Annotated in this window: 13 protein-coding genes; 5 read left to right on the top strand and 8 right to left on the bottom strand. The window is 32.0% G+C overall.

Annotated elements, in window-relative coordinates:
* Positions 1-50: 50 nt before the first annotated feature.
* The 5 genes from LY08_RS01865 to LY08_RS01845 form a co-directional block, all read right to left on the bottom strand.
* Positions 51-1631, bottom strand: coding sequence for a helix-turn-helix transcriptional regulator (locus tag LY08_RS01865; protein ID WP_111658737.1), 1581 nt, complete (start codon positions 1629-1631; stop codon positions 51-53).
* A gap of 92 nt (positions 1632-1723) precedes the next feature.
* The gene (locus LY08_RS01860) at positions 1724-2449 is read right to left on the bottom strand and encodes a Bax inhibitor-1/YccA family protein (protein ID WP_111658736.1); all 726 of its coding nucleotides are present in this window, start codon (positions 2447-2449) and stop codon (positions 1724-1726) included.
* Between the two features lie 79 nt (positions 2450-2528).
* Positions 2529-3239, bottom strand: a complete 711-nt coding sequence (locus LY08_RS01855) for a zinc metallopeptidase (protein ID WP_111658735.1) — start codon at positions 3237-3239, stop codon at positions 2529-2531.
* Between the two features lie 85 nt (positions 3240-3324).
* Positions 3325-3684, bottom strand: coding sequence for a YraN family protein (locus tag LY08_RS01850; protein WP_111658734.1), 360 nt, complete (start codon positions 3682-3684; stop codon positions 3325-3327).
* A gap of 21 nt (positions 3685-3705) precedes the next feature.
* Positions 3706-4710, bottom strand: a complete 1005-nt coding sequence (locus tag LY08_RS01845; protein WP_111658733.1) for a S66 peptidase family protein — start codon at positions 4708-4710, stop codon at positions 3706-3708.
* A 214-nt stretch (positions 4711-4924) separates the two neighbouring features.
* On the opposite strand from LY08_RS01845, the gene LY08_RS01840 reads away from it, so the two are divergent.
* The 5 genes from LY08_RS01840 (at position 4925) to LY08_RS01815 (ending at position 13350) form a co-directional block, all read left to right on the top strand.
* Positions 4925-6397: a DUF1800 domain-containing protein gene (locus LY08_RS01840; RefSeq protein ID WP_111658732.1), complete on the top strand. Its 1473-nt coding sequence runs from the start codon at positions 4925-4927 to the stop codon at positions 6395-6397.
* Positions 6398-6403: 6 nt separating this feature from the next.
* The gene (locus LY08_RS01835) at positions 6404-8011 is read left to right on the top strand and encodes a DUF1501 domain-containing protein (protein ID WP_111658731.1); all 1608 of its coding nucleotides are present in this window, start codon (positions 6404-6406) and stop codon (positions 8009-8011) included.
* 206 nt (positions 8012-8217) lie between these two features.
* Complete coding sequence (gene metG / locus LY08_RS01825) at positions 8218-10302, top strand: methionine--tRNA ligase (protein ID WP_111658729.1); 2085 nt, start codon at positions 8218-8220, stop codon at positions 10300-10302.
* Positions 10303-10326: 24 nt separating this feature from the next.
* Complete coding sequence (locus tag LY08_RS01820; protein ID WP_111658728.1) at positions 10327-12444, top strand: Tex family protein; 2118 nt, start codon at positions 10327-10329, stop codon at positions 12442-12444.
* The gene (locus LY08_RS01815; RefSeq protein ID WP_111658727.1) at positions 12445-13350 is read left to right on the top strand and encodes a histone deacetylase family protein; all 906 of its coding nucleotides are present in this window, start codon (positions 12445-12447) and stop codon (positions 13348-13350) included.
* Here the strand turns inward: LY08_RS01815 and LY08_RS01810 are convergent.
* From LY08_RS01810 to LY08_RS01800, 3 genes are read right to left on the bottom strand one after another with little or no spacing between them, the layout of a single operon-like run.
* Positions 13347-14090: a LytR/AlgR family response regulator transcription factor gene (locus LY08_RS01810; protein WP_111658726.1), complete on the bottom strand. Its 744-nt coding sequence runs from the start codon at positions 14088-14090 to the stop codon at positions 13347-13349. The genes LY08_RS01815 and LY08_RS01810 overlap by 4 nt on opposite strands.
* On the bottom strand, positions 14080-14904 hold the full coding sequence (locus tag LY08_RS01805; protein WP_245907533.1) for a sensor histidine kinase: 825 nt from the start codon (positions 14902-14904) through the stop codon (positions 14080-14082). The genes LY08_RS01810 and LY08_RS01805 overlap by 11 nt, the downstream gene beginning before the upstream one ends.
* Positions 14886-15494, bottom strand: a complete 609-nt coding sequence (locus LY08_RS01800) for a hypothetical protein (protein ID WP_146603189.1) — start codon at positions 15492-15494, stop codon at positions 14886-14888. Before LY08_RS01800 ends, LY08_RS01805 begins: the two co-directional genes overlap by 19 nt.
* Positions 15495-15496 lie beyond the last annotated feature (2 nt).

The raw sequence follows: 15496 nt of genomic DNA, 5'->3' as shown, positions 1-15496 counted from the left end.
ACGCAGTATCAAAAAATAGACTACGCATTTAATACGCTATAAAATAGAAGTTATGAATTATTAAGGCTTTCTAGTTTTTCTATTAAAGTAACATCTGCTTTTACCAAATTCATTTTTTTGGTAATGCGGTAACGTTTACTTTCAATAGATCTAATAGAAGTATTTAAAAAGAAAGCAATTTCTTTATTTTTGAATCCCATAGATAAGTAATAACAGATAATACTTTCCGATTCGTTTAACTCTGGGTATTTTTCATTGAGTTGTTTAAAAAAATCTACATTTAACTCATTTATTAAACCTAAATGATTTTCGCCATCCTTTAAGACATTATAAGAATCTAAATGCAAGTTTTTGTATAGTTCTTTAATTTTTTCGCGTTGCTCTGTTACCTCTCGTATGTTAGAAATACTTTTTATATCTTGTTTGAGGTTTTTAATATACTCTTCAAGACCATGTACTTTGGCATTTAACTTATCTTGATTATGCTTTAAATAAGACAATTCGCTAATTTTATTTTTAAATACAGATAGTTTTCCTTTTATTTTTCTAAAATTCTTAAAGAATAGTAATCCTAGAATTAAAGAGATGGTTAATATGGTTAACGCTAATATTAAGTTTTGACGTTTTTTCTTTGTGGTAACTTCTAATTCTGATTGAGTTTTTAATAGAGAGTCGTTTAATTTAAAGCCTTCATTTAAATTTTTAGTGCTCATCTCTGACACTAAAGCCAACAAGGAGTCTTGATAGGCTGTTTTTAATTCTAAATTATCAGCTTTTTGATACACATCGACTGAATGTTCGTAAAGTTTTTTCTTTAATTCAAAATCCAAACTAGGTTTAAGTTTATACAAATTTTGGATATGAGCTATTGAAGAATCAACTTGGTTTTTATTATTAAAGTATTTAGATAAATAAAAATGTTGGCTTGCTTTATAATAGGTATCTGTAGTGACTTGATTTTGATCAGAAATAGCATCATATTGATTAAAATAATCATAAGCTTGTTGATAATTACCTAATGACAAATGGCTTATTGTTAACATATGTAAAGCATAAGCATATAAATATTTATCTTCTAAATGTTTATAATCTTCAAGATCTTTTTCTAATATTTCTGTACATTTTGCCCAGTTTTCTAATTTAAATTTTGAAAAAGCAGGTATCTGCCTTACCATCATTAATCGATTGTTATCCTTTAGTTTAATACTAAATTCTTCAGCTTTTTTAATGTAATGTAATGCTTCGTCTTCTTTATTTATTTCAATTAAAACATCAAACAGATTTATAGAAGAGTAAATCGCAAAATCCAAATCGTTTTGACTTGTTGCAGAGTTATAAGAAGACACCCAATTTTTATAGGCACTAGTAAAGTTATGTTGTTGATAATCTATTCTTGCACGTATGGCATAATACCGTTTAAGACTTTTTATATTAAAATCTTTTGCCTCAATAGGTATTGAATCTAAAAATTGGCTTGCTAATTTAGGTTTAGAAATAACATATACATCTGCAGAATCGTAAAGTCTATTATAGTCATGATTTTGAGATTGAATTTTAGAAATCAATCCAAAGACAAATAAACTAGTAAAAAACCATCTAAATATATAATGGCTATAAATTAAACCCTTCATTATTTCAATAACTAACTCTCAAAATTAAACAAATTAATACAACTAAAAAAGCCTCTAAAAAGAGGCTTTTTACAAATACATTATCAAACGTATTAATCTCTTGACATAAATATTCTAAGAATATACCAAAACAATAACATTAAAGACGCAAATAAGCCTAATGCTGCTGGTATATAATCTTCTGTGGTAAATTTTTCTTTTATTTGAGAAGTTTGATATAAAATAGAGCCTCCAGCTAACAAACACATAGCTCCAGAAAACCAAAGTCCTAAATCAAAACCAAATATTACTCCAGCTATAATTAATCCTAAAGCTATAAAAAAACCAATAGTTAATCCTGCTTTTAAAAACGAAAAATCTTTCTTGGTTAGCATGACTACTGCAGTTAAACCTGTAAATAAAGCTAAGGTTACTAATGCTGCTTGCTGTAGGATTTCTGCTCCAGAATCCATGTAATAAGCTGCAATAAAAATCATTGGTACAAAAATAATAGCTTGTGCTAAAATGTAAAGACCAAATGCAAGGTATTGCTTGCTTTTATCTGCAGTTTTCATAGCAGTACTTTCTGCATAAGTTGTAATAAGCATAAAACCTCCAAGAAGTAATAGCCATTTATATCCTTCTGTCATAGACAACATAAATTCTACAATGGATTGACTTTGAAGTAAAAGGTATTCAAAAATGATAAAGACTAATACACCTCCAGCAACATGACTGTAAGTTTTTTTATAAAATGCAGTTCTATCTACTTCAGATGCTGCTCTTATTAATGTGTTCCCTTCGAAATTATCAAAGGAGTTTTCTAAATTGTTTTCCATAAATTATTGATTATTTTGTTGGTTACTCAAATGTAAAAAAAGAAACCGAACTTTAATTAAGTTCGGTTTTAATTTTTTTCTAATCTCGACTTCCTAAAATTTGCATTGCCCAATAGAGCAAGGATGCTAAAGCACCAATAGCTGCTACTAAATAGGTTCTTGCAGCCCATTTAAGTGCATCTTCAGAGCCTTTATATTCTTCTGGAGTCACCATATTTTTAGCTTTAAGCCAAGCTAAAGCTCTGTTACTGGCATCATATTCTACTGGTAAGGTAATAAAACTAAATAGTGTTGCAAAACCCATCATGACTAAACCTGCTATTGCAACATAGTAGCCACTACCACCTAAAGCATTAGATGCCATTAAGGCAATACCACCAATAATAACCCATTGTGACATGTTTGAAGTAACTTGCACAACTGGTACTAATTTAGAACGCATGGTTAACCATTGATAAGCAGTTGCGTGTTGTACTGCGTGTCCTACCTCATGAGCTGCTACAGCAGCAGCTGCTGCATTATCTTGATTATAAACTACTTCGCTCAAATTAACGGTCTTATCTACTGGATTGTAATGATCTGTTAACTGTCCTTTTACAGAAATAACTTTAACATCTCTAATGCCATTATCAGCTAGCATTTTTTCTGCTATTTGTGCACCAGTCATCCCATTTCGTAGTTTAACTTTAGAGTAAAAAGCAAATTTTCGTTTTAATTGCCCACTTACCAAACTACTTACTAATGCAATTGCACCAATAAGTATGTAATATCCCATATATCCTGTAAACATATCTTTTTTTAATTTTAAAGTTTAATGTAATAAATATAGCAAAAAGTAAGCCAATTTGAAGTTAAGAAAATTTGTCAGTCAAAAATTAAAAATGATAAAAAGCATCCTTCAAATGCTCGATTTTAAACTGCTTGCCATTTTTAGTTATAGCAATAATATCAAAACGTACCTCTACATCTAATCCATTAACCGTCACATATTCGTCTACAGCTTTAACTAAACGTTGTATTTGCTTAGGTTTGACAAAATCTTGAGGGTTTCCAAAATCTGTTGTAGATCGTGTTTTTACCTCTATAATAGCAAGTATATCCTCCAATTGAGCAATAATATCTACTTCTGCTTTATCAAAACGATAATTACGTGCTATAATGCTGTAGTTATTTTTTAATAGAAAATCTACTGCTAATTGCTCTCCTTTTTTACCTAATTCGTTATGATTAGCCATAGTTTAATTATCAAAAAGAAACTATTCTTCAAATTTTACTGTAGACTTACTTTTTTCAACTTTTAAGTCAATATTTCGACCTAAAATTAGTGCTCTGTTATCATCTTCATGACCTGCTGGCATATTAAAAGCTATCGGAAAATTATAGTCTGACAAAGCATCTAAAATTAATTGTTCTATGGACGTTCCCCATAGCGTGGTGTTTTTTCTAAGTTTAGACATGTCACCAACAATAACGCCTTTACAATCTTCAAAATAACCTGCGCGTTTTAAACTTTGAAGCATACGATCTATATGGTATTTATATTCGCCTATTTCTTCAATAAAAAGAATTTTACCTGAAGTGTCAATGCTTTCTTTAGAACCTAACATGGTGTGTAATATAGTTAAGTTTCCACCCACTAAAACTCCAGATGTTGTTCCAGTTTTATTGTATTTAGAGCCCTCTAAAGTATAACTTAAAGGTTGTCCAAATAGCGTGTTTTTAAAGGTTGAAATACTAGCTTCTATCTCGGACAAATCTTTTGGTAAACTTACACACATTATGGCATGTAAACTTTGCACTCCTAAATTATGAATTTGATTGTGTAACGCAGTAATATCACTATAACCAATAATCCATTTTGGCTGTTTTAAAAATGTAGTGTAATCTAAGTTATCTAAAATTCTAACCGTTCCGTAACCACCACGAGCAGACCAAACAGCCTTAATCGTTGGGTCGTCTAAAGCATTTTGGAAATCTTCACAACGTTCTTGGTCTGTACCTGCAAAATGATCGTCTTGATTAAAAACATGTTTACCAATAACCACATGTAATTTCCAGCTTTCTAAAAGTTTTTTTGCACGATTAACTTCATCGTTTCTATTTTTTAATACTCCAGAAGGTGCTACTATAGCTACAGTATCTCCTGCTTTTAAATAAGGTGGTTGTATCAATTTAGTTGTAGTTTTAGTGGTATTTTGTTGTGAAAATGCAATACAACTTACCATTAATGTTAGTAGTAGTATGTAAAATTTTTTATTCATAGTTTTTGTAACCATAAGGTAAAAATACATTATTTAAATAAAAATGATTTTAAACTTTTTAATTTATTAATAGTCTTAAATGTAAGCCTAAAGCATATTTAAGTAACTATATTTTAATATATTACATACAAAAAACTTAATTTATCCGTTGGTTAACTAGAAACAGACTACCCTCCTTAAACCAAAAATAGATTAATAACCAAACCATACCACTATGGATCAAATTACATCTTGCAATACCAGTAGCTTATCTGTATATACTCCTAGCACCTCTAATCCATGGGATGCACAAAAGGTTAGTCATGTATACAGACGGTTAGGTTATGGTGCAACTAAAACTCAAATAGATGCTGCTTTAACACAAACACCATCTGCTTTTATAGACAGTCTTGTAGATGCAGCTATTGCTACACCTCCTACTCCTGCTCCAAGTTGGGCAAATATGTCTTACAACGATTTTTCTAATGCTGGATTAGACCCAGACGAACAAATACAAAATGCACATTACGAATGGCGTTTAAACGCCTTAAACAACCTATTAGACCATGGGTTAAAAGGTAGAATGACCTTATTTTGGAGCAACCATTTTGTTACAGAGCTAGATGCGTATTATTGTTCTAGTTATTTATATGAGTACTATAATGTACTACAAACCCATGCTTTAGGCAATTTTGAACAATTTGTTAGAGACATTGGATTGACCAATGCAATGTTGGTGTATTTGAATGGTTATCAAAATCAGTCTTACAATAATGATGAAAACTCTATTAACGAAAACTACGCTAGAGAGCTTTATGAATTATTTACCTTAGGGGAAAACAATAATTACACACAACAAGATATTGTTGAAACCTCAAAAGCACTTACGGGTTGGAATCATGCAACTGGTTTTTGTGAGAACATTTCTTTTAATTCGGTTAGCTTTTACAGCGGAAATAAAACCATTTTCAATCAAACAGATAATTTTGATTATCAAGGTGTTATCACCAATTTGTTTGCACAGCGCTCCACAGAAATAGCAACTTTTATTTGCGAAAAACTATATAAATATTTTGTAAGCCCAACGGTCAACAATACTGTTGTCTCTGCTATGGCTGCTACTTTTGTCGCAGATTTTAATATTGCTAATGTCCTGAGAATATTGTTTAAAAGCGAACACTTTTTTGATGACACCGTATTTGGCACACAGATTAAAAGTCCATATGATTTATCCCATAATTTTATAAAAACAATTGGCTTAACGTTAACTACAGAATATAAAGAAGGTATTTTTTACCTCAATGGTTTAGCGGGTCAAGATATCTTTCAGCCCATTGATGTTGCTGGATGGCAAGGTGACCATGATTGGATAAATTCTAGCACACTAACTGGACGCTGGCAAACTATAGAATATTTAGTTTGGTTTATGTGGAATAACGACCAAGAATTATTAAGGACTTTTGCAATAGAATCCTCTAATAATAGTAACAATCCGTATGAAGTTGCTAAAAGTATGATAGACCGATTTGTACCAAAAGAACTGCACTCACTTACAGATTATGACATTGCAACAGATGTTTTTAAACATGACGTCCCTCAAAATTATTACGATAATGGTTATTGGGATTTAACTTGGGGAAGCGTACCCTATCAAGTGGTTTTACTATTGCTTCATTTAATTAAAATGCCAGAATTTCAACTTAAATAAATTATTATGTGCGAGACTTCTTCAAATAAAAAATTATCAAAAGCTGAAATTCATGACCAAGAGCATAAAAACTGGAACAGACGTTCTTTTTTACAGGCTTTAGGTTTGGTAGGTGGCGGAACCATCATGTTAGGTGGCACACCAATTACAGCATCAAGACCTTCTAGTTTAGCTTCCGCTTTAAGCGAAAGTGAAAATGACAGAGTATTAGTATTAATAAGGCTTAAAGGTGGAAACGATGGGTTAAATACCATTGTCCCAATAGACCAATACGATATTTATGCTAACCTCAGACCAACCTTAAAACATAATCTGAATAGCCTGTACAATTTGTCTGCAGATGTTGGAATACCTACTTCTATGACCGATTTACAATCCCTTTGGGGAAATGGAGCTATGAAAGTAGCACATGGTGTTGGATACCAATATAACAGTTTATCACACTTTAGAGGGTCTGATATTTGGGCATCTACAGATGCTATAAATGAAGAACCTACTGGTTGGTTTGGACGATATTTTGAACAATTATACCCAGATTATTTAGTTAATCCTCCTACAATTCCTGCTGCTGTACAAATTGGAAGCATTGGTAATTTAATTTTTGATGGTAATGATAGTAATTATGCCTTTTCTGTTGCAAACCCTCAACAATTAGAAACCATTGCACAAAACGGAACCTTACATGATATGACTAATTTACCAGGATGTACTTATGGTGATCAATTACAATTTATGCGTGGTACGACCAATACTACATTTAATTATGCAGGTATCATACACAATGCTTATACTAGTTCTACTAATGATGTTACGTATTTAAATAATCAGTTTGGAAGACAGCTTGCTAACGTTGCACGTATGATTAAAGGTAATTTGGGTACTAAAGTGTACATGGTTACTTTAGGCGGTTTTGACACACATGCTAATCAAGCTGCAGATCATGATAATTTAATGATAACTTTATCCAATACCGTTAAACAATTTTTTGACGATTTAGCAGTAACTGGTCACGATCAAGAGGTGTTAGCAATGACTATAAGCGAGTTTGGAAGACGTCCTGACGAAAACGGTTCCCTAGGTACAGACCATGGTGCTGCATCACCTTTGTTATTATTTGGTCCTGGATTACAAGGCAATGGATTTATTGGTAATCATCCTAGTTTGACCACTTTGGATAATGATGGCAACTTAATTTATAATTTAGATTTTAGACAAATCTATGCAACCGTTATGCAAGAATGGTTATGTATTGATCCAGCAGTAGTCAATCAAGCATTATTAGGTCAAACATACAACACCGTAGATTTAGGCTTTAATTGTGCTGCATTAACTACAGATGATTATGATATTGCAGAAGGTTTTACTCATTACGTTTTAATGACAGGAAATCAAACCATTATTAAGTTTAAAAATCCAATGACACAGCACACCGTAGTTAAACTATATGATATTTTAGGAAAAGAAGTAACAACCCTTAAAAACGAAATGCTATTGGCTGGAGAACATGAAATAAATGTCAAAGAAACAGCACAAACCAGATTAAGTACTGGACAGTATATTTATCGTATTTCGGTAGGACAACAACATTATAGTAAGTCAATTATTATTAGGTAAATAAATCTGCTCTAAATTTGAAAAGCCTTTAGCCAACACTAAAGGCTTTTTATTTGTAATAACTTCGTCTAAAATCCTTAATTTTACGCCTTCAAAAGTAAATCTGTTTACTTTAGGACAACCAATGTCTCCTCGAGCGCAGTCGAGAGGTTTACATTTTAATAAGATAGGTCTCGACTGCGCTAGACCTGACATTTTAAATAACGATGAAGACTAGAAAAAGATACACCATTACTGCTGCATTACCTTACACTAATGGTCCAATACATATTGGTCATTTAGCAGGTGTTTATGTACCAGCAGATATTTATGCTAGATATAAAAGATTAACAGGTAACGATGTGGCTTTTATTTGTGGAAGTGACGAACATGGTGTACCTATTACCATTAAAGCAAAAAAAGAAGGTGTGACACCTCAAGAAATTGTAGATCGCTATCATAAAATTATTAAAGAGTCTTTTGAAGATTTCGGAATTAGTTTTGATAACTATTCACGTACCTCTGCAAAAATTCATCATGAAACTGCATCAGAATTTTTTAAAACACTATATGATAAAAATGAATTTGTAGAGGAAGTGTCAGAACAATTATATGATGAAGAAGCTAATCAGTTTTTAGCAGATAGATTTGTAGTTGGTACCTGTCCAAAGTGTGGTAATGAAGAAAGCTATGGTGACCAATGCGAAAAATGTGGAACGTCACATAACGCAACAGATTTAATCAATCCAAAATCGGCAATTACTGGAAATGTTCCTACCCTAAAAGAAACTAAACACTGGTTTTTACCTTTAAATAAACACGAAGCGTTTTTAAACGATTGGATTTTAAAAGGTCATAAAAAAGACTGGAAACCTAATGTTTATGGACAAGTAAAATCTTGGATTGATGATGGTTTACGTCCAAGAGCGGTAACCAGAGATTTAGATTGGGGAATTCCAGTTCCTGTTCCTGGAGGCGAAGGAAAAGTATTATATGTTTGGTTTGATGCACCAATAGGTTACATCTCTTCAACTAAAGAATGGGCAGATAGAGAAGGTAAAGATTGGGAACCTTATTGGAAAGATAAAGACACCAAATTAGTACACTTTATAGGTAAAGATAATATTGTATTTCACTGTATTATTTTTCCTGCTATGTTAAAAGCAGAAGGCAGTTATATTTTACCAGATAATGTACCTGCTAACGAGTTTTTAAATTTAGAAGGCAACAAATTATCGACCTCTAAAAATTGGGCAGTTTGGTTACCAGACTATCTGCAAGATTTTCCAAATCAGCAAGATGTATTGCGTTATGCGTTAACAGCAAATGCTCCAGAAACTAAGGATAACGATTTTACTTGGAAAGATTTTCAAGCCAGAAATAACAACGAGTTAGTAGCTATTTTCGGAAACTTTATTAATCGTGTAGTCGTATTAACCAATAAATATTATAACGGTATTGTACCAACACCTTCAGAGTTTTCTACTGTAGATGAAGAAACTTTAGCTGCAGTTAAAGCTTATCCAGCAGTTATAGAAAGTTCTTTAGAACGTTACCGTTTTAGAGAAGCTAGTCAAGAGTTAATGAATCTTGCTAGACTTGGAAACAAATATCTAGCAGACGAAGAACCTTGGAAACTAATAAAAACTGATGAAGCACGTACAAAAACTATCATGTACATTGCGCTTCAAATAGCAAGTGCATTAGCTACCTTATCTGAGCCTTTTTTACCGTTTACCTCTACTAAATTAAAAAATATACTTAACGTCAGTTCGAGTGATTCGACGCAGAAGAAAAGCATCGAGAACAAGTGGGAAGACATTTCAACTAAAAATGTATTACTACCAGCTAATCACCAAATTGGTAAAGGCGAATTATTATTTAGTAAAATAGAAGACAAAACCATTCAAGAACAATTGGATAAATTAGAAGCTAGTAAAAAAGCTAACGAAGCAGCTAATAAAGTAGTCGAGCCACAAAAAGACACGATTACCTTTGACGACTTTACCAAATTAGACATACGTGTCGGAACTATCATTGAAGCCGAAAAAATGCCAAAAGCCAAGAAACTTTTAGTTTTAAAAGTGGATACAGGTATTGATGTTCGTACCATTGTATCTGGTATTGCAGAAAGCTTTACAGCAGAAGAAGTAGTGGGTAAAAAAGTAACCGTTTTGGTTAATTTAGCACCAAGAGCATTACGTGGAGTAGAAAGTCAAGGTATGATTTTAATGACCGAAACTGCAGAAGGAAAATTAGTATTTGTAAATCCCGATGATGCAACTGTTAGCAATGGGTTGCATATAAGTTAACAAACTATATCGCTTCTTTATACTATGATTAAATTCATAACCTCCAAAACAAATCTACCCGAAAACTCTATTAAAAATACGGTAGATTTACTAAATCAAGATTGCACAATTCCTTTTATTTCTAGATACAGAAAAGAAGCAACTGGTAACTTAGATGAAGTACAAATTGGAGAGATTGTAAAATATAAAGACCAATTTGAAGCTTTAGAAAAACGAAAAATCGCCATTTTAAAAGCTTTAGAAGAGCAAGATGTTTTAACCACAGAATTAAAACAAAAAATAGAGGCTTGTACAGATTTAACAACCCTAGAAGACCTTTACTTACCCTATAAAAAAAGTCGAAAAACTAAAGCAGAAACCGCTAGAAAAAATGGCTTAGAACCTTTAGCAAAAATCATCATGTCGCAAAATGCTAATGACTTAGAATCTATAGCGTTTAAATATGTAAAAGGAGAAGTTAAAACGGTTGATGAGGCATTGGAAGGTGCACGACATATTATAGCCGAATGGATTAACGAGCGTACAGACATACGTAATAATTTACGAAAGCAATTAGAGCGTTATGCTATGATTGCCACGACAGTGGTAAAAACAAAAAAGGACGATGAGAACGCACAAAAATTTAGAGATTATTTTGATTGGGAAGAATCTTTAAACAGAATACCTTCACACAGGTTATTAGCTATTTTAAGAGCCGAAAAAGAAGGGTTTATTCGCGTTAAAATTAATATTGATGACGTAAAAGCGTTAGAAAATATTGACCGTAAAATTATTAAAAGTAATACTGCCTGTGCAGACCAATTAGAATTGGCTATAAGCGATGCATACAAACGCTTACTATTCCCATCGTTAAGTAACGAAGCGTTACAAAAAGCCAAAGAAAAAGCAGATGAGGCTGCAATTACTGTATTTGCAAAAAACTTAAAGCAATTATTATTAGGTTCGCCATTAGGCGAAAAACGTGTGCTTGCAATAGATCCAGGTTTTAGAACGGGTTGTAAAGTGGTTTGTCTAGATGCACAAGGTAATTTATTACATAACGAAACCATATTTCCACATCCTCCAAAAAGTGATAGTATTGGAGCCATAAAAAAACTAGCCACATTAACTGAGGCTTATAAAATTGAAGCAATTGCTATTGGAAATGGTACAGCATCCAGAGAAACCGAAGCTTTAGTAAAAAAGGTTCATTTTAAAAACGATATGCAAGTGTTTGTGGTTAGTGAAGCTGGAGCAAGTATCTATTCGGCTTCAAAAATAGCACGAGACGAGTTCCCAAATTATGATGTTACCGTTAGAGGTAGTGTATCTATTGGACGACGTTTGCAAGACCCTTTAGCCGAATTGGTAAAGATTGATGCCAAATCCATTGGTGTTGGACAATACCAACATGATGTAGACCAAAACAAACTACAAAAACAATTAGATGTTGTGGTTGAAAATTGCGTGAATAGTGTTGGTGTAAATATTAATACAGCAAGCGTACCATTATTAAGTTACGTCTCTGGAATTGGTCCTAAATTAGCCGAAAACATTTATAATTACAGAAACGAAAATGGCGCTTTCACCTCTAGAAACGAGATTAAAAAAGTGCCTCGTTTAGGCGGAAAAGCATTCGAGCAAGGTGCTGCTTTTTTAAGAATTAAACAGGCTAAAAATCCGTTAGATGATTCTGCAGTACACCCTGAAAGTTATAAAATAGTCGAAAAAATGGCTAAAGATTTGAAGGTTTCTGTAGATGAATTGATTGGTAATAAGGATTTACTTCAACACATAGATTTAAAGCAATATTGTACAGACAGTGTTGGTTTACCAACGCTAGAAGATATTGTAAAAGAACTAGATAAACCAGGATTAGATATTAGAGAAGAGGCTAAAGTTTTTACTTTTAACCAAAATATTAAAACCATAAACGACTTAGTTTCTGGTCAATTATTACCAGGTATTGTTAATAATATTACCAATTTTGGTTGCTTTGTAGATATTGGAATTAAAGAAAGTGGTTTGATACATGTCTCTAACTTATCAGACAGTTTTGTAAAAGATGTAAATGAGCATGTTCATTTACATCAACAGGTTATAGTAAAAGTATTGGATGTTGATATTCCGCGAAAGCGTATTCAATTAAAACTCCATAAATAGATGCTCAAAATCGCATACCATCCAATCTATTGCCACCCTTTGCCAGAAGGACACCGATTTCCTATGTTAAAGTACGAGTTACTTCCAGAACAACTAATACATGAAGGTACTTGTACTAAAAACAACTTTTTTGAGCCCGTTAGAATGCTTGATGAAGCTCCAATATTAGCGGTTCATGACCCAGAATACTTTTATGATTTACTTAATATTACTTTAAATCAACGTGCTGCTAGAAAAATTGGCTTTCCTTTGAGTGAGGTTTTAATCGAGCGCGAAATCACTATAGCAGATGGTACTATAAAAGCAAGCGAAATTGCTTTACAACAAGGCATAGCTATGAATATTGCTGGTGGTACACATCATGCTTATACCAATCGTGGTGAAGCCTTTTGTATGCTTAATGACCAAGCGATTGGTGCACGATTTCTTCAAAAAAAGAAATTAGCTAAACAGATTTTGATTGTCGATTTAGACGTGCATCAAGGTAATGGTACTGCCCAAATTTTTAAAAACGACACCTCTGTTTTTACTTTTTCTATGCACGGAAAACACAATTATCCGTTTAAAAAAGAAGAAAGTGATTTAGATATTGAGTTAGAAAATAATATTGGTGATGATGAGTATCTGTCTATTTTACGCAAGACTCTTCCTAAATTAATCAATCAAATACAACCTGATTTTATTTACTATTTATGTGGTGTAGATGTTATAGTTACAGACAAGTTAGGCAAATTAGGATTAACCATTTCGGGTTGCAAAGCACGCGATGAATATGTATTAGAAACCTGTAAAAACAACAATATTCCTGTGATGTGTAGTATGGGTGGAGGTTACAGTCCTGATATTAAAACTATTGTAGAGGCACATGCTAATACCTTTAGATTAGCTCAAGATATTTATTTTTAGCCTTTTAATTTTTCTAAAAACTCTTGTCTTCGATTACGTGACACTGGAATTTTTTTATTGCCAGACAGTATTACATAACCCTCGTTTAGGTATTTTTCTATATCATTTAGATTAATTAAATGTGATTTATGTACCAAATAGAAGTTACTGTTTTCTAACAGCTTGTTAAAATGCCCTATACTATTTGAGCTTAGCAATGGTTTACCTTCTTTTAAATGAATTTTGGTATAACCTGTTTCGCCTTCGCAGTGTAAAATATTTTCAATTTTAATAAATTCTAAACCTTCAATAGACGGAATAATAATCTTCTTTTTTTGAAAGGTTTGTGTGCCTAAATTTTCTATTAATTGTTTGTTTTTTTGTAGTGCTGTTTTTTCTTCAATATTGGTCTCGGCATTATTTACAGCAGTTATTAAGTCTGCGTTATCAACTGGTTTTACTAAGTATCCAATAGCACAATGCTTAATAGCTTCTATTGCATAATTATCAAAAGCTGTAGCGAAAATGATTTCGAAATCTGGTTTTTCAAATTGTTTTAAAACGTCAAAACCACTTAATTCTGGCATGGCAATGTCAAGAAACACTAAATCTGGTTGTAATGTTTTAATCAACTCAATGCCTTCTTTAGGATTTTGGGTTTGAGCAATGACGTCTACATTTGGGCATAATCGCTCTAGTTTATTTTTAAGGATGGCTAGTGCTTTACGCTCGTCATCAATTAAAATGGTTTTAATGTTCATTATCTTCTGCGTTTAAGTCGTCTTTAAAAACTAAAGTGACTATTGTTCCTGTTGAGTTGGAGATTTCAGAGCGATCTACAATTGTAAAATCGATGTCCCATTGTTTGCTTTCTTTTAGTAATGCTAATCGCTCTTCAAGGACAGCACTAGAGTGTTCTGTATGAGTTTGCGCTTTGGCTTTATTCATGGCTATGGCTTTGTTAACACCAATCCCATCATCTGTAATAACTACTTTAAAACTAGTATTTTTCAAGTTTAAAAATTCAATACTCACTTTCCCTTTACCGTTTTTATGAAAAATACCATGATTAATGGCATTTTCTAAAATAGGTTGTAAAATCATTGGTGGTAAAAACAACTCTTCCGTATCTAACGATTTGTCTATTGTAATTTTATATTCAAAATCGTCTTCAAAACGTAATTTTTCTATATCTAGATAGTTTTTTAAAAGCGAAATTTCATTTTCTACCGAAATACTTTCTTTACGTGAATACTCGAAAAACTGTCGCATGAGTTTTGAAAATTTAGCCAAATAGTCTTCGCTTTTTTCAACTTGATTTAATTGAATGTAATACTGAATGGCATTAAGAGAATTATGTACAAAATGCGGATTCATTTGTGCACGTAATGCATTTAATTCTAGCTCATGTTGGCGTTTTTGATTATTTAATTTGGTTTCTAATTGGTCTTGGATGAGTTTGTTTTTACGATTATTAAAAGTAGTAAATAAAAACACGGTCGACACTACTATAAGTAATGCCATGACACATAATATTATGACTATGTTATTGATATTTAATTCTGTTTCAAGCATAAAAAACTTTTAATATAAAACCCATATAACAACAAATTAAGTGTCATTATAATTAATCTAAATGGGTAAGATCCAGGTTTGATCATTCCCCATGTTAATGCTATTGGTAAAAAACCAACATAAAATATAAGTAATCCAGTAACTATCCAAAATTGCTGAGAATTTGTGTAACTAATAGCCTTTAGATTGTTTAAAAAAGAATTAAAAAATAAAGTTGAACATATGATTATTATTATACTTGAAGGTATAAAAGGAAACGTCCATAAACTGGTCCAAAAGTCCTGTTTTACAGCAGTATATACTATTGTAATTAAAAATAAAAAACCTAGTATTTTAATTAACCCTTTATTATTTAAAATTTGATGAAACCAAAACAAGTAAAATGAAATGGACAACACTGTATAAATATTATAAATGTATAGATTGTCACCTCCAATGACGTATCCTGTAATTTCATTTAACACAATGTATATTAAAAAAAATAAAAAATATTTTTCTGTAGTATTTTTATATTTTTTCCAACTCAAAATTGCAGCAACAAGTGCTGCAATTTGAACGGTCATTATTATTAAACTTGTAAACTGTATCATGT

Source organism: Olleya aquimaris (genome assembly GCF_003259525.1).
Lineage (GTDB): Bacteria > Bacteroidota > Bacteroidia > Flavobacteriales > Flavobacteriaceae > Olleya > Olleya aquimaris.
This window is presented reverse-complemented; position numbering and strand designations above follow the sequence as displayed.